This is a genomic window from Agrobacterium sp. RC10-4-1 (assembly GCF_014138475.1).
In the GTDB taxonomy this organism is placed as follows: Bacteria; Pseudomonadota; Alphaproteobacteria; order Rhizobiales; family Rhizobiaceae; genus Agrobacterium; species Agrobacterium pusense.
Window position 1 is genome coordinate 170,370 of record NZ_JACJIT010000009.1, and the last position, 18,230, is coordinate 188,599.

Consider the following 18,230-nt stretch of genomic DNA (forward strand, 5'->3'; position numbering starts at 1 on the left):
GCGTCCGCGCGAAAGTTCCCCGCGGCACCGGGACCTTCTCGCTCCCGGCGGCAAGGCAGGGCGGAATTTTTTTTAGAGAATGGAAACCCGCCGCGCTTTCAGAGGTTCGGTTACTCAGCAATTCGGGAGTTCATCGATCATGACATCACGACGCAAGGCAGCTCCCGATATCGGTTTTAAGCCCGGTCCGGCCGGCGGCTGGGGATCGGCCAAGTCGGTGGGAGAGGTGCTGTTAAGGGAACATGTTCCGCTGTCCGGTCCGACATTGCTGAAACACCAGAACAAGCCGCAGGGATACATGTGCGTCAGCTGCGCTTGGGCGAAACCGGCCAAGACCCATCCCCTGGAATTTTGCGAAAATGGCGCGAAAGCCACCGCGTGGGAAATAACGAACCGACGCGCCGACAGTGCGTTTTTCGCCAGACACACCCTTGCCGAACTGGAGGGCTGGCGTGACCACGATCTGGAAGAGCAGGGCAGGCTGACCCAGCCGATGCGTTGGGACGCGGCCACGGATAGATATCTGCCGGTCAGCTGGCAGGCCGCATTCGAGGAGATCGGCCGGGAGCTGCGCGCTATCGCGCCGCAGCAGGCGGAGTTTTACACCTCAGGCCGCGCCTCGCTGGAAGCATCTTACATGTACCAGCTCTTTGCCCGCATCTATGGCAGTAACAATCTGCCGGACTCGTCCAACATGTGCCATGAAAGCTCGTCCGTCGGCCTGCCCGAAAGCATCGGCGCTTCCGTGGGAACGGCGATCCTTTCGGATTTCCAGAATTGCGACTGCATTTTCTATATGGCGCAGAATGTCGGAACATCCTCGCCGCGACTGCTGCACGATCTGCAGGATGCGGTCGACCGCGGCGTGAAGATACTGACATTCAACATGCTGCGGGAGCCGGGGCTGGAGCGCTTCGTCAACCCGCAGTCGCCCGGCCAGATGCTGGCGACCCCCGCGACGCCGATCTCGACGAAGTATTACCAGGTGAAGAATGGCGGCGATATCGCCGCCCTTTTCGGTATCTGCAAGGCGCTTGTCGAGGCAGACGACGTGCTGCATGCGAGTGGCGCAAGCAAGGTTTCCGGCTCGGATGGGCAGCCGCGCGATCCGGCCAATGCGGCGGCGGTCGCATTTGCCGCCGCCATTGCCTCGGCTGACAAGAAGCATGTGCTCGATCATGATTTTCTTGCCGAGCACACGGCGGGTTTTGACGATTTCGCCGCTGCAGCCCGCCGCCATGAATGGGAGGAGCTGGAGCGCGTTTCAGGCCTGACCCGCGAGGAGATGATGGAAGCCGCCGCCATATATGCGGATTCCGACGCGGTGATGATGGTCTATGGCATGGGCCTCACCCAGCATGTGATGGGCGTGGAGAACGTTCACATGGTTGCCAACCTCGCGCTGCTGCGCGGCAATATCGGCAAGCCGGGTGCAAATATCTGTGCCGTCAGGGGCCATTCGAATGTGCAGGGCCAGCGTACAGTCGGCATTACGGAAAAACCCGGCCTCGTGCCGCTGGACAAGCTCGCCGACCTATACCAGTTCCAGCCGCCCGCGTGGGAAGGCCACTCGACGGTTGACAGCTGCAAATCCATTCTCGGTGGGGAAACAAAGGCTTTCATCAGCCTCGGCGGCAATTTTTTGCGGGCAGCGCCGGAAACCGAGGCGATGGAAGCCGCGTGGCGCAAGCTGCGGCTGACGGTCCAGATCGCAACGAAACTCAATCGCAGCCACGTCATTCACGGCGAGATCGCCTTTCTGCTTCCCTGTCTCGGACGCATCGAAATCGATGAACAGGCGACAGGCCCCCAGGCCGTCTCCATGGAAAGTTCCGTTGCGCATTTCCATGGTTCGCGTGGCAGGGCAAAGCCGGCCAGCCGGGAGTTGCTCTCGGAACCGGCGATCATTGCCGGCATGGCCGTGGCGACGTTGACGCGCGGCAACGTACCTTGGCAGCAATGGGTTCACGATTATTCGCGCATTCGCGACGCCATAGAGCAAACCTATCCGGAAACCTTCAGGAACTTCAACGACCGGCTTTTTAAACCCGGCGGCATCCCGCGCCCATTGCCCGCAAGGGAACGAAAATGGGTAACCTCAAGCGGCAAGGCGAATTTCCTGACGCCCGACCGCCTGTTCCCCGAATTTCCGCCAGAGGCGTCGGGTCCTCACGTCCTGCACCTGTCAACGTTGCGATCCAACGACCAGTTCAATACGACCGTCTACGGCTATAGCGACCGTTTTCGCGGCGTGGAAGGAACGCGGCAGGTTCTGTTCATGAATGTCGATGACATCGCCCTGCTTGGGTTTGCCGACGGCGATATCGTCGATATCGTTACGGCAATCGAGCCGCAGACGCCAAGGGCGGTCCGCGGGTTCAGGATCGTTGCCTATGATATTCCCCATGGCTGTTGTGCTGGCTATTTTCCGGAAACCAACCCGTTGTTTCCGCTGAGCCATCATAGTCCGAAAGCAAAGACGCCATCATACAAGCTGCTGCCCGTCCGATTGACGCCGTCAACCACGGTTCCTTCCAACTGAGGATACTCGAGGTGCGGGATGTGGAGGAGGGAAAAGGCCAATCGTTCAGGGACACTTCTATGGTCCGCTCTATGCGGTTCTTTGATCGGGGCAGCGGCGATCATGGGTTACTGGCGTGAACCGCGAACATTCCGCAGCGACCCTCCCGTAACGGCAGCGCTTGAGCGATTGCGCTTCATGCCCGTTCCTGTGGCCGGCGCGCCGCCGGAAGTTTATTTTGCTCTCGGCAGGCCGTTCGAAAACGGTGCTTATGATCTTTCCCAGGGAAAACGCCTCTATTCATGGTTCGGATGCCCGGCTTGCCACGGTGAAGGCGAAGGCGGCAAAGGTCCATCGTTTCTCGACGGTCAATGGATTTATGGACCATCCATGGTCTCTGTCGCGGCGTCGATCAGGGATGGCCGGCCGCACGGCATGCCGCCTTTCCGCGCCAGGATGACGACTGAAGAGATCTGGCAGCTTGCGGGATATGTGAGAACCATCGGGGCCTATTCGCCATCGGTGGCGGCCCCGGCCCGCAATGACGACCGTCAGACCCGTCCGGCTGAGAACCGGGCGCCTGCTGCCATCCTCTTCAACGAAGGGTCGGCGTGGAAAAGAAAGGAGGAGCCGGTGCCTTGAAGATCGTCGCCGCTCTCCTTGCTATCCTTACCCTGCTTTCGGGGTGCGGCGACGTTCAGTCGGCGCTGAACGCTGCAGGGCCGTCAGCGTCGATGTTGAAGAATCTGATCCTCTTCATCGTGGCGGTGAGCCTCGTCGTGTGGCTGGCAGTGATCGCGATCCTGATCCTGTCTCTCGTCAGAAGCCGGCGGGTGGCGCAGGACGAGACGGCAAGTGGCAAGCGATTGCAGCTTTTCGTCACGGGCGCGGTGATGATGACGGTTTTCATTGTCGCCGGCCTGACGCTTGCGAGCTTTCTTGCAACGCGGGCCATCAGCTTCACCGGCGAGGCAGACTTGACGATACGTGTTCGCGCCCAGCAATGGTGGTGGCAGTTCATATACGAAGATGCCACACCGGATGGCGGTTTTCAGACCGCCAACGAAATGCACATCCCGGTTGGGCGGAATGTCCGGGTCTTGCTCGAAAGCCCGGATGTAATTCATTCCTTCTGGGTGCCCAGCCTTGCCGGCAAGATGGACCTCGTTCCGGGACGGGAGAATACGCTTGTGTTTCGCGCTGACAGGCCGGGTGTTTACCGGGGCCAATGCGCGGAGTTCTGCGGCCTTCAGCACAGCCACATGGCTTTCATGGTCATGGCCGATGACGAGGCGTCCTATCGCCGGTGGGCCAATAAGCAGAAGGCGGTGGCCGCCATGCCGCAAGACGCAGATGCTCTGGCCGGGAAGGCCGTGTTCCTGCGCAAGCAATGCGCCGCCTGCCACACCGTCAGGGGAACGCCGGCCGCCGGCACCACGGGGCCTGATCTTACCCATGTCGGTAGCCGCCGGACGATCGGCGCAGGCCTGCTGGAGACCACACGCGGCTCGCTTGCGGCATGGATCGCCGATCCACAGACGTTGAAACCGGGCAACAACATGCCGCTGGTGCCGCTCACCGGGGAAGAGTTGCGGCAGGTTTCCGCCTATATGGAGGGGCTCGACTGATGGCGGGAAAACAGGCCTCCATCCTCATGGATACCGATCTGCCGGTTCCCGGCATGGAGAGCGCGCTCGAAACAACATGGGGGTCGAGCCGCGGTTTCTGGGGCGCGATTGGTACTGTCGACCACAAGGTGGTAGCCCGGCGATATATTGTCACGGCCTTCGTGTTCCTGATACTTGGCGGCCTGCTTGCTCTCGTCATGCGCCTGCAGCTGGCAACGCCCGAAGCGCGTTTTATCGACCCGGACCGGTACAATCAGATATTCACCATGCATGGCGCGAACATGATGTTCCTCTTCGCCGTGCCGGTCATGGAGGCGATGGCAGTTTATTTCGTGCCATTGATGGTCGGGACGCGCAACATCGCCTTTCCCCGGCTGAACGCCTATTCCTACTGGGTATTCCTTGTGGGCGGGCTGCTTCTCTGGGTCTCGTTCGTGCTGGACAGCGCGCCTGATGTCGGCTGGTTCGCCTACGTGCCGCTCGCGGGTCCGGAATATGGCGCCGGCAAACGCGCCGACATATGGGCTCAGATGATAACCTTTACGGAGCTTTCCGCGCTCTCCATTGCGGTGGAAATCGTGGTGACGGTTTTCAAGCAGCGCGCTCCCGGCATGTCGCTCGATCGAATTCCGCTTCTCGTCTGGGCAATGGTGGTCATGGCCTTTCTCGTCATCATCGCCATGCCCGCGATCATGTTCGCCAGTTCCACGATGATCATGGATCGTCTCGTCGGCACCCATTTCTACAATCCGGCCGAAGGAGGGGACGTGCTCCTGTGGCAGCATGTCTTCTGGTTTTTCGGACATCCGGAGGTCTACATCATCTTCCTGCCGGCTGTGGGCATGGTCTCCACCATCCTGCCCGCCTTTGTCGGCCGGCCGATATTCGGTTACATGCCCATGGTCATGGCGCTTGTCGCAACCGGTGTCCTGTCTTTCGGCCTCTGGGTGCATCACATGTTTGTGGCTGGCCTGCCGAAACTCGGAGAAAGTTTCTTCACTGCCTCCAGCATGGCGATTTCCGTGCCGGCCGGCGTGCAGATATTCTGCTGGCTGGCAACATTGTGGGCCGGGCGGCCGGTTTTCAAGACCCCGCTTCTTTTCATCATCGGCTTCATCGTCACCTTTGTAATCGGCGGTCTGACGGGCGTCATGGTGGCGTCCGTGCCCTTCGACACACAGGTTCACGACACCTATTTCGTGGTCGCGCATTTTCACTACGTCCTGATCGGGGGCGCCGTTTTTCCCCTGATCGGAGCCGTCTATTACTGGTTTCCAAAAATGACGGGCCGGATGATGAGCGAAACGCTCGGCCGCATCAGCTTCTGGCTGATCTTCGTCGGCTTCCACCTGACGTTTTTTCCAATGCATATTCTCGGTTTGCAGGGAATGCCGCGACGCATCTATACCTATCAGCCGGAGATGCCATGGGCGGGCCTCAACCTCTTCGTGAGCCTCAGCGCCGTCGTGCTGGCGACAGGTTTTCTCGTCTTTTTCATCGATGTCGTCCGAAGCTTCGCCAAAGGCCGTCCCGCCGGGGACAATCCATGGGGCGCCGCCACGCTGGAATGGGCAACCGCCTCTCCGCCGCCGCCCTTTAATTTCCGCTCCATACCCGTGGTGGGAAGCCGCGATCCACTGTGGGAGAACACCGGAGAACTGCCTGTTGTCGCTGGGATGCGGGTGGATCGCCGTGAAGTTCTGGTCACCAGCGTCGTCGCGGCGCTGCCCGAAGCCCGCGAGGCGTCCCCGACGGACTCCGTGTGGCCGTTCTGGGCGGCCATCGCAACGTCCATCATGCTCATCTGGTCTATGTTCTCCCCCTGGGCAGTCGTCTGGGGATCGATCCCGATTGCTGTAGCGCTGATCGGCTGGTTCTGGCCGAAAGGAATGGCGGAGGAGGAAGCATGAAGGAACGTGTCGCGCTCGATGTCTCCAAGCTGCCGATGTCCGGCAACGGCACCGCCAGCCCCACATGGTGGGGAACCTGCGCCTTCATGCTGATCGAAGGAACGGGCTTCGCGCTGGCGGTCGCCGTTTATTTCTACCTGATGAGCCTGGCACCACGATGGCCGATCGACGCCCCGCCGCCGGATCTTTCAGCCGGCACGGTGCTGACAGCGCTGCTTGTCGTCAGCGTCGTTCCGAATGTCCTCGTCAGTCGCTGGGCCAGGCAGAGGCGGCTTGTTCACGTCCGTTTCGGTTTAGTCGTCATGTCCGCAATCGGGTTTGTCCTGCTGGCGGTGCGCGCCTTTGAGTTCCCAGCCCTCCAGGTGAAGTGGGATGACAATGCCTACGGATCGATCGTGTGGACGATCCTCGGACTGCACACGACCCATATTCTGACCGACCTCATCGATACCATCGTCCTGACCTGCCTGATGTTTACCCGGCATGGCGACAGCGCCCGCCGTTACGGCGATGTAGAGGACAACGCGCTCTACTGGAATTTCGTCGTCGTGACCTGGCTTCCGCTTTACGCCTGCCTTTACTGGATACCACGGCTATGACCCTGAAAACCCGCGATATTGCCGGACTGTTCGGCGCTCCCCTGATCTGGGCGTTCAACACGCAGCTCGGCCAGATCTTGCCGGCGGTCGATTGCGGCAGCCGGACGGGCTTTACAGCTATCGCCGCCTTCCTCTCTGCCGGGATTGCGGTTACCTGCGGCGTTCTTTCGGAAAGGGGCCGGAGTTCCACGGCATCGCGGATGGCGATGTTCCTGATGTCGTTGGGCGTCCTCGTCGCGCTGGTTTTTGCCTTCGCACTCCTTCTTCAGGGGGCAGCGACATTGCTGCTGAACCCATGCGCGCGCTGACACTGATCTTCCTGTTGCTGGTCAGCGCCGGGCCGCTCTCGGCCCATGAGGGGGAGGCGCATCCGACGGCGATGATATGGACTTTCGATGGCTGGATCATCGGACCGCTGCTTGTCGCAGCCGGCCTTTTCAGTATAGGTTTTTTTCGGCTGCGGAGACGGTCGGGCACCCGCCGGTGGATTGCGAGGTCCGCCTTCGCCTTTTCCGGCGGCTGGCTTGTTCTGGTTGCTGCACTTGTCTCTCCGATCCATTCCATGGGCGAGCATCTGTTTACGTTCCACATGATAGAGCACGAGATGGTAATGGCGGTTGCCGCGCCGCTGATCGTGCTGGCGCGCCCCGTCGGTATCCTTCTCTGGAGCATGCCGCGCATGGTTCGTCGTCGTCTGGCTGCGGTGATGACAGACAGGCGCGTGCGGGCCAGCTGGAATGTTCTTGCCGGCGGGGCTGTGGCAACATCTCTGCACGGGCTTGCCATCTGGGGCTGGCATGCGCCTGCGCTCTTCGATGCGACGGTGAGCAACGTGCCACTGCACCGGATACAGCATCTCTTTTTCTTTCTGACCGCGATCCTGTTCTGGTGGGCAGTTTTCTGGCGCGCGGATCGGGGGCTTGCGGCCTGGCACCTGTTTGTCACGATGATGCATACCAGCATTCTCGGCGCCCTGATCGCGCTGGCGCCACAGGTGATTTACGTGGCCCAGACCCGAGACGCGCCGGCATGGGGCCTGACGCCCTTCGAGGACCAGCAGCTTGCCGGTCTCCTGATGTGGGTGCCCGGTGGTGTCATCTATGCCGGGGCGGCGCTCGCGATGCTGGCGATGTGGATTTCCCGGTCGGGCAGGGAGGACCGATATGGCGCGTCTCTTCTCTAGAACCGGCCTTATACTCGTTGCGGTGCTTTCGGCGGCGCTTGCCACGGGCATTGCGGTCGCAATCGTCAAGAACGTGTCAAAGCGCGGCGCCGTTGCCACGGCAATGACGGGCGGTGATGCGCGCCTGGCGCCCGGGATTTTCCGGCGCTACGGCTGTACGGGCTGCCACGCGATCCCCGGCGTTGCCGGTGCGGACGGGAAGGTGGGGGGCGAACTACGTTCACTTCGCCAGCGGGTCTATATCGGTGACGGCCTCAACAACACACCGGACAACCTCATTCGCTGGATCGTCTCGCCGACGCATTTTTCGCGGCAGAGCGCCATGCCCGAAACCGGTATCACCGAGGCCGAAGCGCGCCATGTCGCGGCCTATCTTTATGATCACTGACGGGTCACGGATGCGGGGTTTGCCTTGCCGGCAGGGCCTTGATGTAGCGGGCAATCGCGTCGCGATCTTCCTGTGGCAACTGCGAAAGATTGGCGACCACGTCCACCATTGCGGACCCGACATGTCCGTCCTGTGGCGTCTGGCCTGTTGCGAGCATGGTAGAGATGTCTGTCTGCGTCCACCTGCTGAGACGTGCCGGCGTGATGTTTGGCACAAAGCCCGTGCCTTCCGCGTCGGGACCACCAGCGAAACGGGTTTCCGGGCGGATGGCGGCGAAGATATTACGGCTGGAATGGCATTCGGCACAGTGGGCAAGCGTTTCCGTCAGATAGGAGCCGCGATCAAGAACGGGATCGCCGGTGACGGCCTGCGGCTTGCCGACCTCGTCAAAGAACAAAAGCTTCCAGACGCCAACGGCACGTCGCAACCTGAAGGGCGGCCACAGATCATGCGGCGGCGCTTTGCCGGAAACAGGCGGCAGGGTCCGCAGATAGGCGTAAAGGTTTTTTATGTCCTCGATCTTCATTCCCGTATAGCTCGTATAGGGAAAGGCCGGATAATAATGGCGGCCGTCAGGCGATATGCCGGCGACCAGCGCATTTGCGAAATCTTCAACGGTCCAGGATCCGATCCCGTCGGCAATGTCGGGGGATATATTCGGCGGACGGAAAACGCCGAAGGAGGAGGAAAGCGCCAATCCGCCTCCGAGCACGAGCGAGTCCGGCTGTCCCGGCGTGGCATGGCAGGACCCGCAGCTTGATGCCAGAAATACAAGTCTTCCCAGCTGCGGATCGCCGGGCGATGATCCCATGTCGTTCGGTCCGAAGACCGGCTTCGGCGTGGTCAGAAGCCAGACTCCCAGACAGGCCATCGCTGCGAGACACCATATCAACAGCCGGCCTGCCTGAACCGACAGATGAAAACCGGGAGTCTCGCGAACCATCATCGGAAAGGTCCATCGTCAGAGCATACTTTTATGATTGCGCCGGGTTCCGGCCGCACGGCTGATCCGCCGCTATCGAACTTCGCATGCCGTTTGTAGTTCCAGCGCGATCATGTCGCCAGTCATGGCCGCCGTTCGGGAACAACCGGAGCCGACCGTGGTTAGGCCGGCATGTTCAATCCCAATGGAGGTCGGCACGTGGACCCGGAAACTGATCACGAGACCTGCAACAGCCTGAACATAGAGGCCGCAACCCCCAAGGTGGTCAAAATCACCATCGACGGTCGAACGCTCCTCGAAGGCGTGCTGAACACCGGAAGTGTTCTGAGCGTGCAGACGAAGGAGGGCGCCGAACCGCAATCCATCGAACTGGTTGTCGAGGACCTGGCTCGGTAGCCGCTTCGCGAACACTCGGCGCGGCAAGGGCGCCGCGCCTCTAGCCGCGAAAGTCGCCCTCGTTGCTTTCCCGCTCGTCGTAATTGATGTCCCAGTCTTTTTCCGGCTTTTTTGTGCCTGGTGGTAGCTTGTTGGCGGTTGCGTCGTCCGACCCGGTGATGACCCTCGGCTTCGCGCTCGCAACGCCGTTATTGGTCGAGGTCTTTTTGCCGGGAGCAAACTGGGGCGCGCTGTCCTTGTGAATCTGCTCGAGCTTGTCTTTCTTCGTCATGGCATCCTCCTGTCTGTCCCTAACCTTTTTACGCCGATCCTGTTCCCTCGAACCATCAGTGCGGAACCGCTTTTTGCTCCCGGGGTTAGAAGGAGAGAGCGGACCGCAGGGTCTGCGCTGCAGGATGTTTTAAAAAAAGGGGCTTCCGCGATGACCCGATCACAGGACGATGTCAGGCCCGAACCCGGCACCGACGACGCACGCTCGACTGAAAGCGATGAAAGCCGCAAAGACCGTGAAAAGGCGACAGAAAACGCCGAACGCGAAAGGCGCTCGCGGTATGGACGCGACGAAGACAAGGAGAACAACGATGACGGAATCCGCAACAACCACCGATCATGACACGATACGGAAATGGGCGGAGCAGCGCGATGGCCACCCTGCCAAAGTGGACGTCTCGGGCGATGGAGGGATCCTCAGGATCGATTTCGGTGAGCCGGAGGATGCGCTGAAGGCCATATCATGGGACGAGTTTTTTGAAATCTTCGAGGACAGGAAGCTGGCATTCCTTTATCAGGACAGAACGTCGGGCGGCGAGAGCCGCTTCAACAAGTTCATTTCACGCTGAGGGAGAGGCGAGTGAGCGACGAAACGGTATCGAGCATCCCGAACCGGGCACAGCAGCAAAAGGCATATCGGTTCTGGGCCCCGGTTTATGACCGTGTCTACGGCTTCTTTCTCAAGCGGGCGCAGATGGAGTTGGCCAGATGTGTGGGGGGTGCCGGTCGCGACATTCTCGAAATCGGCGTCGGCACGGGGCTGGTCCTTCCGCTTTATCCTCCGGCCAGCAACGTGACCGGGATCGACATTTCAGCGGACATGCTTCGGAAGGCCAAAACAAAGGTGGCAGGCGGTTCGCTGCCGCATGTGAAAGCACTGCATGTGATGGATGCCTGCGAAACCACGTTTCCGGATGCGTCCTTCGACGTGATTTCGCTGCCCTTTGTCATCACGCTTATTCCCGATACCGGCCGGCTGCTTTCCGAATGCGCCCGAGTGCTGAAGCCGCGTGGCGAGATCGTCATCGTCAGCAAGATCACCGACAGCAGCGGCGCAGTTCGCCGCATAGAACAAATGGTCTCGCCTGTGGCCCATAACATCGGGCTCAGTTCGGCATTTCGTCTGGACGGGATTGAGGACTGGTTGCGCCGCAACCCGTCTTTCCATCTGGCGGAAAACAGGACGATCCCTCCAACCGGGTATTTTCGTCTGCTGCGTCTTTCCCGCTCGTCGCCGGAGACGTCTGAGAAGGCCGCGTCCCCTTCGGGTCACTAGGACCTCTGGCACCGCCGAAAAAATACGCATTGTACGTTGGCGTACGGCAACCAAGCGGTAGATGGGCCATTTCCCTTCTATGTGAAAGGAAGGACCATGGCCAAACACGCTATAAATGAAGAGTCCGGCCCCGCACTAAGCGAAGCGCAACTTGAGACCTTGCGTATCGGAATTGCCGATCTCGCGCCAGCGCTGACGGCGTTTGCGCGTCGTTTCGTCAGAAATGACGAGGATGTCAACGATCTCGTTCAGGAAACCATGATGCGGGGGCTTCGTTCCCTGCACCGCTTCACCCCCGGAACAGCCCTGAAATCGTGGCTGTTCACCATTTTGCGGAACACCTTCTGTACCCGATACAAGGTTGCAAGGCGCGAATGCGTCGGGCTGCCGGCGGGAATAGAGCAAACGATGTCGGTCCCCGCCAGTCAGGAATGGCGGATGGAGCACGATGAAGTCATGCGCGCGATCCGCGATCTGGATGCGGATCAAAAGAAGGCGCTGCTGCTCGTTGCCGGAGGAACGAGCTACGCCGATGCAGCCTCCATCTGCGGCTGCAGGGTGGGCACCATCAAGAGCCGCGTCAACCGCGCCCGCGAATCCCTGCGGCGCAATCTCGCCTGACATCAGCGGGCCACTGCAAACAGCACACTGTAGCTGCAGGATTTCCCCGTTTGCCCGTCGATGTCGCCAAGCCGGTGGAAGATTTCCCCTTCCACCGGTGGCAGATCCGCCTGAGCATCGGATAAATTTGCCCTGAGCTGCAACCGGCCGGCCGCAAACGCCCAGTCTATGGCAAGCGTTCGCGCAGGCGAACCGAGTGCCGTCCCGCCTCCGAATTCCGAAGCGAGCAGGGGCCAGACATACTGCCGGCGCTTTGCAAGCAATCCCGCAAGGATCTCGCTTGCCCGTCTCCCATCTTCCTCATCGGCCTGACGCCAGTTCAAGGTAGAGAGGAGCCGCGTGCGCACGTCATTGGGGTCTTGGACAAGATCGCGCGCGTTTCCGGGAAGAGCTCCCTGAAACATTTCAGCCTGCCGCAACCGCCCTTTTATCGCGGCTTCCCGATCGTGTTGCGGGTGGTCGGAAAAGAAGTAGAAGGGCTGCGTCGATGCGTGGTCGTCACCCATGAACATCAGCGGCGTTTGTGGGGAGAGCAGGAGAATGCACTCTAGTATATTGAAAAGAGCTGGTTCGAGCAGGGCACGCAGTCTTTCGCCGCAAAGCCGGTTTCCGGCCTGATCGTGATTGTGAAGGAAATTCACGAAGGTTTGCGGGGATAGATGATCGCTGCGTTCGCCGCTCCCCGCAAAGTCTCGGGAAGGGCGCGGATCGCCCTGATAAACGAAGCCGGTCGCAAGCGACCGACGAAGCAGGCTCTCCGGGTTCGAAACGAAATCCTGATAAAGACCGCCATCTTCGCCAGTCGTCATGACGTGGACGACGTGATGAAAGTCGTCGTTCCACTGGGCGTCTACCAGCGGTGGAGCATCTTCTTCGGGCGTCATCGGCTTTGCCGTGTTTCTTGCATCCTCTATGACAAGATACACATGCCTGCCCGTCACCTTGTGCCTGATCGTCTGGGCAAGCTCTGTCAGGAAATCCACCTCGCCGCCGCCGCCGGCCAGATGATCGGCGGCATCGATCCGCAACCCGTCAAAACGGTAGGTCTGAAGCCAGTAAAGAGCGTTTTGCAGAAAATATGATCGCACATCCACGCTGTCGAAATCGGGAGCAGGGCCCCAGGGCGTTTCGTTTTTCTGAAAAAAGTCGGGCGCATAAGTTTGAAGGAAGTTCCCCTCCGGCCCGAAATGATTGTAAACCACATCCAGCAAAACCATCATCCCCAGGCCATGGGCCGCGTCTATGAAGGCTTTGAGGTCGTCCGGCGATCCATAATCCCGCTGCGGCGCAAATTGCAGAACGCCGTCGTAGCCCCAGCCGCGATCTCCCTGAAAACTCGCGAGCGGCATCACCTCAATGACGGTGATGCCGAGTTCAGCCAGTCGTTCCAGCTTCTTTTCGGCTGCCCGGAAAGTCCCTTCTTCCGTGAACGTGCCGATGTGAACCTCGTAGATCACAGCCTCGTGCCACGGCCTACCGGTCCAGTTCTCATGCTGCCACGCAAAGTCGTGATCGATGATGGTTGACGGGCCGTCCAGGCCGCCTTCCTGCCAATGTGAGGCCGGATCGGGGATTTCACGCCCGTCCGGCAGAACAAAGTGATAGGTGGCGCCGCCACTCACATCCGCTGCAATGGCTTCGTACCAGCCGTTCCCCTCAGACCGCATTTCGTATTCCGCGCCGCTTATAACGAGCCTCGGCGCATCAGAACCGGGCGCCCAGATGCGAAAGCGCGCATCTCCTGCAGCATCGAATTGCACGCCCCATTTACGATATTTCATTGCGTTGAACATTCACGGAACCTCCAGTCAGCCTCGTTTGGTCCTAACCGTATCGGCGTCGGTCGGTTCCTGCCTCCGCACCGCGAATATGCCGATGAAAGGAACAAACGGGTTTGGCCGTCGTTCGCCGTTGGACAGCCAAAACGACGGCTCGGCGGGCATCAGCTTGCCGCCCGATCGCTGACCTGAAGACAGAAAGAGACGGTGACATGACACAGGAAACCGACCTTGCCGACTTTCTCCGCGTGGCAACGGACGACGAATTATTCCACAAGATGCGCGAACTCGAAGCGAAGAGCGAGAAGGAGGGGCTTGAGGAAGTGGAAGCACTGGTGGATTTGACGGCCACGGAGATCGAAAACCGGTTTCCTGGCCAGTCGCTCGCTCCCTATGTCCGCTGGAAACAGGACCGGCTCCTCTGATGCGGTAAAGTCGGCGTTTGCCTTATTGTCTGGCCTGCCGCCGCTCGATGCGCATTCTCGCAAACGCGTCCGGCAATATGTCGGGAAACGAAAGTGACTCCTGCGGCTCATTGCTGACGAGCCCTTCAAAAAGCGCCAGATATTGCGCCGCACTCTTTTCCCAGGAAAAGTTGGCACGCATGGCCTGGGCCTGGAGGCGCTTGAAGAGTTCCCTGTTGTTGAACGCAGCGATGGCGCGCTCCAGCGCCGCCCGCAGGTCGTCGATATTTGCCGGTTCGAACTGAAAGCCGGTAGCAACCCCCGCATCTATGGCGGCGTCGTTGGCGTCGATGATCGTCTCGGCCAAACCTCCGGTGCGGCTGACGATGGGTAAGGCGCCATATCGCAATGCGTAAAGCTGGGTCAGGCCGCATGGTTCGAAGCGCGAAGGCTGGATGATGAAATCCGACCCCGCATGGATCATGTGGGCCAGACGTTCGTCATAACCAATATGGGCACAGACCATTTCCGGATATCTTTTCGACAGCTCACGCAGGCCATCTTCTAGTTGCCCGTCTCCTTCTCCGTGAACGATCAGCCTGCCTTTCCGCGCGATGATGAGGGGAACAACATCGAGCAAGAGATCAACGCCCTTTTGCCAGGTGAGGCGGCTCACCACACCAAATACCGGGCCCTGTGTGTGGGCAAGGCCCAGAGCCTGAAGCAGCGCATATTTGTTCAGGCTCCGCCTTGCCACGGTGGCCGACATGAAATTCGCGAGAATGAAGGGATCGGTCGCGGGATTCCAAACATCTTGATCGACGCCGTTGACGATGCCGCGCACACTTTCGCTTCGCGTGCCGAACACGCCATGCATGCCCATGCCGGCTTCCGGCGTCAGGATTTCGCGCGCATAGGTTGGACTGACCGTGGTAACGGCCGATGCGGTCGTCAGGCCGCCCTTCAGAAAAGAGATGTCACCGTAATATTCGAGGCATTCCACCGTGCAGAGCTCGTCCGGAAGCCCCAGAACCCTTGCGCGCGAAAAAGGATATTGACCCTGGAATGAGAGGTTGTGAATGGTCAGGACGGTCGGCACCTCGCCCGGCGCCGCGTCGGCGAGATAGACACAGGTCAAGGCGGCGTGCCAGTCGTGAACGTGGACGATATCCGGCCTCCAACCCGGCATTGATCCAAGGGCAATGTCCGCCGCGGTCTTGGACAGGACGGCGAACCGGAGGTCGTTGTCCGGAAACGGATGGTCCTTTTCGCCGTAAGGATGCCCATCCCGGTCAAAGAGGTCTGGCGCATCGAGCAGCAGCAAATTCTTCTGGTCGGCAACGAGCGAATATACCGTAACATCCTGTCCCAGCACGCTCCCGGAGAAGCAGGGTTGTTGCCCGCGGATGAGGGGACGCAGTTTGCGATAGAGCGGCAGCAGCGTGCGCACCTCCGCACCGAGTTTGGCAAGCGCGTCCGGCAATGCTCCCGTCGTATCGGCCAGCCCGCCGGTTTTGATGAAAGGGAACATCTCGGCCGTGACGGCAAGAATCTGCATGAATGCCTCCGCATTTCGTCGATCTGTCATCGTGAGGAGACGCGGGGCTTCTATTGTTTGCAAAGCCTCTCGCCGCTTTAGTGGGTGTGCCGTGTCACAGGGGCAGGCGGCGGCGCTCAGAAGGGCGGCCGGTCCGCAGTTCTGCCTTGGCGCCGCGGAACGCTATCGATCCTGCTGATGTCCCTGATGGGTGGTGTTGATTTTTATGTTGGCCTGTCGTCCCGTGCGGGTGGAGGCGTTCTTCTCCGTCGCAGAAGAGGCTTCCTCCGCATTGAGGCGCTCATTGTCGCCCGGGCCCTTGTCCGTTTGGTTGTCTTTCGGAATGGGGAGCGTTTTTCTGGTCATTTTGAACCTCGTTTGCATGTGGTGCTAATCGTTTCGATCGAACGAGTCGAACCCTGCTTCCGAGCGATTGTTCCCGTCCGTTTCGTCGCGGTCGCTAATTTTTCGCGCGGCGTTTTCGGGGCTAGTCGCTGCGCAGGAATTCCTCTTTGGCCTGAAGCCAGTCCTGCGTGCTGACGAGGGTCAATTGTGCCGCGAAACGGCCCCTCAAAACCGTCAGCGAGGCATCATGCGTTGCATCGCGTGCGCTGCAGACGGCGTCCTCAAGCAGGAAGATGCGATACCCCAGATCCACCGCCCCCAGCACGGTTGCGAGTACGCAGACATCCGTTTCCCCACCGGATATGACAAGCGTGCCGACCCCTTGGCCTACGAGTTTTCGGTGCAGGCGACCGTCCGTCCAGGGGGAATAGGTGGTTTTCAGGAATTCTTCCGCAGGTGGAACGTAGCCCGCGAACTCGCGGACGATATGGGTCATTTCGGGGCGAAGGTACTCGCCGGTCATCATCCACCATTTCTCATAATAACGCCCCCACCGCCCCGAGGCGGCGTCGGCATCCGGCGGTGGGATGAAGCGGGTGAAAATGGTCGTGTGCGGCGAGTTCTCAACCACCCGCCCTACATTGTCGATGATGCGCGGCATCCAGTCCACGTGCCATGGCGTCTCTTCCGCAAACATGCGCTGCATGTCGATGCAAAGATGACACCACCGGGGAAAGAGGCCCTCTTCAGAATTCATGGGAATGTCCGAATGATTTGTGGGTCAGCTACGGTCAGCTAACAATCCGGTCCGCCGAAAGTTCCGCCCACACGGGCGCCTTGGCCCGGCCGCATCGACGACCCAACGGCCTACGCCCGGCGTTGGCCGGTGCGCCTCATTCTGAAATAAAGCGCCGACATTTCATGGAGCTTGGCGGGATCGACAATGCCGCGATTATACATTTTGAGGACGTAACGGGCGACGTCCTCCAAGCAAAGGCTGGGATCGTGCTCTCCGGCCAGGACGCTGTCATAAGCCGACTTGACCGTATTGATATCGTCATTCAGGAAGATACCCGAACTCTGATAGGCGCGATAGGCGGACAATTTCACCTCCTTGGCGGCTGCGTTTTGCGAGGCCGAAAAAGGGATCACCTGTCTATCTTATACGGAAAAGAGTGGAGGTAAATGGTCGTGACCGTACCGAAGGCGCCGATCTGCCTATAATGCGAGATTATGTCTTCCGGCCACTTCGGATATCTGCGCATGAAAGCGCGCGAATACCCGCGCGCTTTCCTCCTCTGCCAGCCCGTAATATTCCTGCGCATATGTTTCCAGCGCTTGCCGGTCCCTTATGGTGATTTTTGCTCTCTCGGCGCGGATCAGGCGTTCGCTTTCGAGGACGTGCAGCGCGTCCGTCACGCTCGGGCGCCTCACCGCCAGCATCATCGACAGGAAATCGTGGGTCAACTGTAGCTGGTCGCCACGCACGCGGTCGTGACACATCAGGAGCCAACGCGCCAGGCGCTGGCTGACCGTGCCTGTGGCGTTGGCGGCGGCCGTGCATTCCACCTGCGTCCTCGCGACGTGCGAGGCGCAGATCACGATGTCCGAGAACATTTGATGTTTCGCCATCAGGCTGCGGAACACCTCCACGTCCATAGCCACCGCCTTGCCCGGCGCCTGAACGACGATCTCAGTTAAGTTCTCCTCCGCGCCGGCGAGTGCACCGCTGGGTATGAAACCTTCATGTCCGACGATGCCGCTCTCGGTTTTCCGTCCTGATCTGGAAACTACAACGATGGATGCTATGCCCGAGGCGAGAAAAAGCACGCGATCGATGCGCTGACCGGCTGAGAAAAGTTTGTCGCCAAGCGAAAGTGTCAACGATGTCGACGCCTTCAGCACCTCGCTCCGGATTTCCGCATCAAGAAGGGAAAGGAGGAAACCCGTTTCTTCTCGCCCATTGCTCCGCTCCAGCATAACGCTTTGCCTCGCTAGTGTCTTATGCCTCCTCCCTGCGCCGTCAAGGCGGAGACAATGTTGTCTATGTCCTCTGAACGTGCGGAGAGCACAAAAGGTCCCGGTTCGCTCTCGAAGACCGGTCGGGGCACGAAAAACAGGTAGGGAACGGCCTTCTCTTCAAGCTGATCGGTCAGACGAAGCATGATATCAGCCTCGTAGCGGACATCGATGATAGCGGCGGAAAACAGCAGCGTATCGTCATTTTCCATAACGTCGGCCGAGTAGGGCCCTATCAAACCGACCTGCGCTCGGGACCAGGCTTCTGCTATTTCCGGTGTGACTGTGTCGGCCGCGCCGATGACCATTATAGGGAGACGCTTGATAGTCTGCATGCCTTGCTCCTCGCATGCCACCGGCAATGCGTATGTCCATTCAATACTATAATGACTAACTAACCGTAGTCGGCTCA

23 protein-coding genes are annotated in these 18,230 nt (G+C 59.8%); 14 read left to right on the forward strand and 9 right to left on the reverse strand.

The genetic code is table 11. The annotated features are described in order from the left end of the window. Positions 1-139 precede the first annotated feature (139 nt). Genes FHW77_RS22865 through FHW77_RS22900 form a run of 8 tightly spaced genes read left to right on the forward strand, consistent with a single transcriptional unit; the run spans position 140 to position 8,229 of the window. Positions 140-2,542, forward strand: coding sequence for an FdhF/YdeP family oxidoreductase (locus FHW77_RS22865; protein WP_064264228.1), 2,403 nt, complete (start codon positions 140-142; stop codon positions 2,540-2,542). Between the two features lie 18 nt (positions 2,543-2,560). Next, positions 2,561-3,163 (forward strand): c-type cytochrome, encoded by a 603-nt coding sequence (locus FHW77_RS22870; protein ID WP_182590747.1) that lies wholly within the window; start codon positions 2,561-2,563, stop codon positions 3,161-3,163. Then, positions 3,160-4,149: a cytochrome c oxidase subunit II gene (gene coxB, locus FHW77_RS22875; RefSeq protein WP_182590748.1), complete on the forward strand. Its 990-nt coding sequence runs from the start codon at positions 3,160-3,162 to the stop codon at positions 4,147-4,149. The genes FHW77_RS22870 and coxB overlap by 4 nt, the downstream gene beginning before the upstream one ends. Beyond that, positions 4,149-6,059, forward strand: a complete 1,911-nt coding sequence (gene ctaD, locus FHW77_RS22880) for a cytochrome c oxidase subunit I (RefSeq protein WP_182590749.1) — start codon at positions 4,149-4,151, stop codon at positions 6,057-6,059. The genes coxB and ctaD overlap by 1 nt, the downstream gene beginning before the upstream one ends. After that, a complete protein-coding gene (locus FHW77_RS22885; protein ID WP_044458879.1) occupies positions 6,056-6,658 on the forward strand; it encodes a cytochrome c oxidase subunit 3 in 603 nt (200 codons plus the stop codon). The genes ctaD and FHW77_RS22885 overlap by 4 nt, the downstream gene beginning before the upstream one ends. Continuing rightward, entirely contained in the window at positions 6,655-6,966 is a 312-nt protein-coding gene (locus tag FHW77_RS22890; protein WP_182590750.1) for a hypothetical protein, read from the forward strand. Before FHW77_RS22885 ends, FHW77_RS22890 begins: the two co-directional genes overlap by 4 nt. Next, a complete protein-coding gene (locus FHW77_RS22895; RefSeq protein WP_182590751.1) occupies positions 6,954-7,841 on the forward strand; it encodes a cytochrome c oxidase assembly protein in 888 nt (295 codons plus the stop codon). The genes FHW77_RS22890 and FHW77_RS22895 overlap by 13 nt, the downstream gene beginning before the upstream one ends. Beyond that, entirely contained in the window at positions 7,822-8,229 is a 408-nt protein-coding gene (locus FHW77_RS22900) for a c-type cytochrome (protein ID WP_182590752.1), read from the forward strand. Before FHW77_RS22895 ends, FHW77_RS22900 begins: the two co-directional genes overlap by 20 nt. A 4-nt stretch (positions 8,230-8,233) precedes the next feature. On the opposite strand, the gene FHW77_RS22905 is transcribed toward FHW77_RS22900, so the two are convergent. After that, positions 8,234-9,100 carry a cytochrome c gene (locus tag FHW77_RS22905; RefSeq protein WP_182590762.1) on the reverse strand — a complete coding sequence of 289 codons (867 nt, stop codon included), beginning with the start codon at positions 9,098-9,100 and terminating at the stop codon, positions 8,234-8,236. Positions 9,101-9,370: 270 nt separating this feature from the next. On the opposite strand from FHW77_RS22905, the gene FHW77_RS22910 reads away from it, so the two are divergent. After that, positions 9,371-9,568, forward strand: coding sequence for a hypothetical protein (locus tag FHW77_RS22910; RefSeq protein ID WP_022563908.1), 198 nt, complete (start codon positions 9,371-9,373; stop codon positions 9,566-9,568). Positions 9,569-9,608: 40 nt separating this feature from the next. On the opposite strand, the gene FHW77_RS22915 is transcribed toward FHW77_RS22910, so the two are convergent. After that, on the reverse strand, positions 9,609-9,839 hold the full coding sequence (locus FHW77_RS22915) for a hypothetical protein (protein ID WP_004444504.1): 231 nt from the start codon (positions 9,837-9,839) through the stop codon (positions 9,609-9,611). Between the two features lie 150 nt (positions 9,840-9,989). On the opposite strand from FHW77_RS22915, the gene FHW77_RS22920 reads away from it, so the two are divergent. The 4 genes from FHW77_RS22920 (at position 9,990) to FHW77_RS22935 (ending at position 11,735) form a co-directional block, all read left to right on the forward strand. Then, entirely contained in the window at positions 9,990-10,181 is a 192-nt protein-coding gene (locus FHW77_RS22920; protein WP_004444502.1) for a hypothetical protein, read from the forward strand. After that, positions 10,150-10,407: a hypothetical protein gene (locus FHW77_RS22925; RefSeq protein ID WP_048902941.1), complete on the forward strand. Its 258-nt coding sequence runs from the start codon at positions 10,150-10,152 to the stop codon at positions 10,405-10,407. The genes FHW77_RS22920 and FHW77_RS22925 overlap by 32 nt, the downstream gene beginning before the upstream one ends. Positions 10,408-10,418: 11 nt before the next feature. Then, entirely contained in the window at positions 10,419-11,114 is a 696-nt protein-coding gene (locus tag FHW77_RS22930) for a class I SAM-dependent methyltransferase (RefSeq protein ID WP_022563911.1), read from the forward strand. 96 nt (positions 11,115-11,210) lie between these two features. Further along, the gene (locus FHW77_RS22935) at positions 11,211-11,735 is read left to right on the forward strand and encodes a sigma-70 family RNA polymerase sigma factor (RefSeq protein WP_004444493.1); all 525 of its coding nucleotides are present in this window, start codon (positions 11,211-11,213) and stop codon (positions 11,733-11,735) included. A gap of 2 nt (positions 11,736-11,737) precedes the next feature. Here FHW77_RS22935 and treZ read toward each other — a convergent pair whose 3' ends face one another. Beyond that, positions 11,738-13,528: a malto-oligosyltrehalose trehalohydrolase gene (treZ, locus tag FHW77_RS22940; RefSeq protein ID WP_182590753.1), complete on the reverse strand. Its 1,791-nt coding sequence runs from the start codon at positions 13,526-13,528 to the stop codon at positions 11,738-11,740. Positions 13,529-13,725: 197 nt separating this feature from the next. On the opposite strand from treZ, the gene FHW77_RS22945 reads away from it, so the two are divergent. Continuing rightward, positions 13,726-13,938, forward strand: coding sequence for a hypothetical protein (locus FHW77_RS22945; protein ID WP_044458872.1), 213 nt, complete (start codon positions 13,726-13,728; stop codon positions 13,936-13,938). A 22-nt stretch (positions 13,939-13,960) separates the two neighbouring features. Here FHW77_RS22945 and glgA read toward each other — a convergent pair whose 3' ends face one another. From glgA to FHW77_RS22975, 6 genes are all read right to left on the reverse strand, one after another. Further along, the gene (gene glgA / locus FHW77_RS22950) at positions 13,961-15,475 is read right to left on the reverse strand and encodes a glycogen synthase GlgA (RefSeq protein ID WP_044458871.1); all 1,515 of its coding nucleotides are present in this window, start codon (positions 15,473-15,475) and stop codon (positions 13,961-13,963) included. A gap of 162 nt (positions 15,476-15,637) precedes the next feature. Continuing rightward, on the reverse strand, positions 15,638-15,820 hold the full coding sequence (locus tag FHW77_RS22955; RefSeq protein WP_044458870.1) for a hypothetical protein: 183 nt from the start codon (positions 15,818-15,820) through the stop codon (positions 15,638-15,640). Positions 15,821-15,941: 121 nt separating this feature from the next. Then, positions 15,942-16,556, reverse strand: a complete 615-nt coding sequence (locus FHW77_RS22960) for a cysteine hydrolase family protein (protein WP_044458869.1) — start codon at positions 16,554-16,556, stop codon at positions 15,942-15,944. Between the two features lie 110 nt (positions 16,557-16,666). Further along, positions 16,667-16,951 (reverse strand): hypothetical protein, encoded by a 285-nt coding sequence (locus tag FHW77_RS22965; protein ID WP_244467007.1) that lies wholly within the window; start codon positions 16,949-16,951, stop codon positions 16,667-16,669. Between the two features lie 66 nt (positions 16,952-17,017). Continuing rightward, the gene (locus FHW77_RS22970) at positions 17,018-17,779 is read right to left on the reverse strand and encodes a Crp/Fnr family transcriptional regulator (RefSeq protein ID WP_044458868.1); all 762 of its coding nucleotides are present in this window, start codon (positions 17,777-17,779) and stop codon (positions 17,018-17,020) included. 14 nt (positions 17,780-17,793) lie between these two features. After that, positions 17,794-18,153 (reverse strand): hypothetical protein, encoded by a 360-nt coding sequence (locus tag FHW77_RS22975; RefSeq protein WP_044458867.1) that lies wholly within the window; start codon positions 18,151-18,153, stop codon positions 17,794-17,796. Between the last annotated feature and the right edge of the window lie 77 nt (positions 18,154-18,230).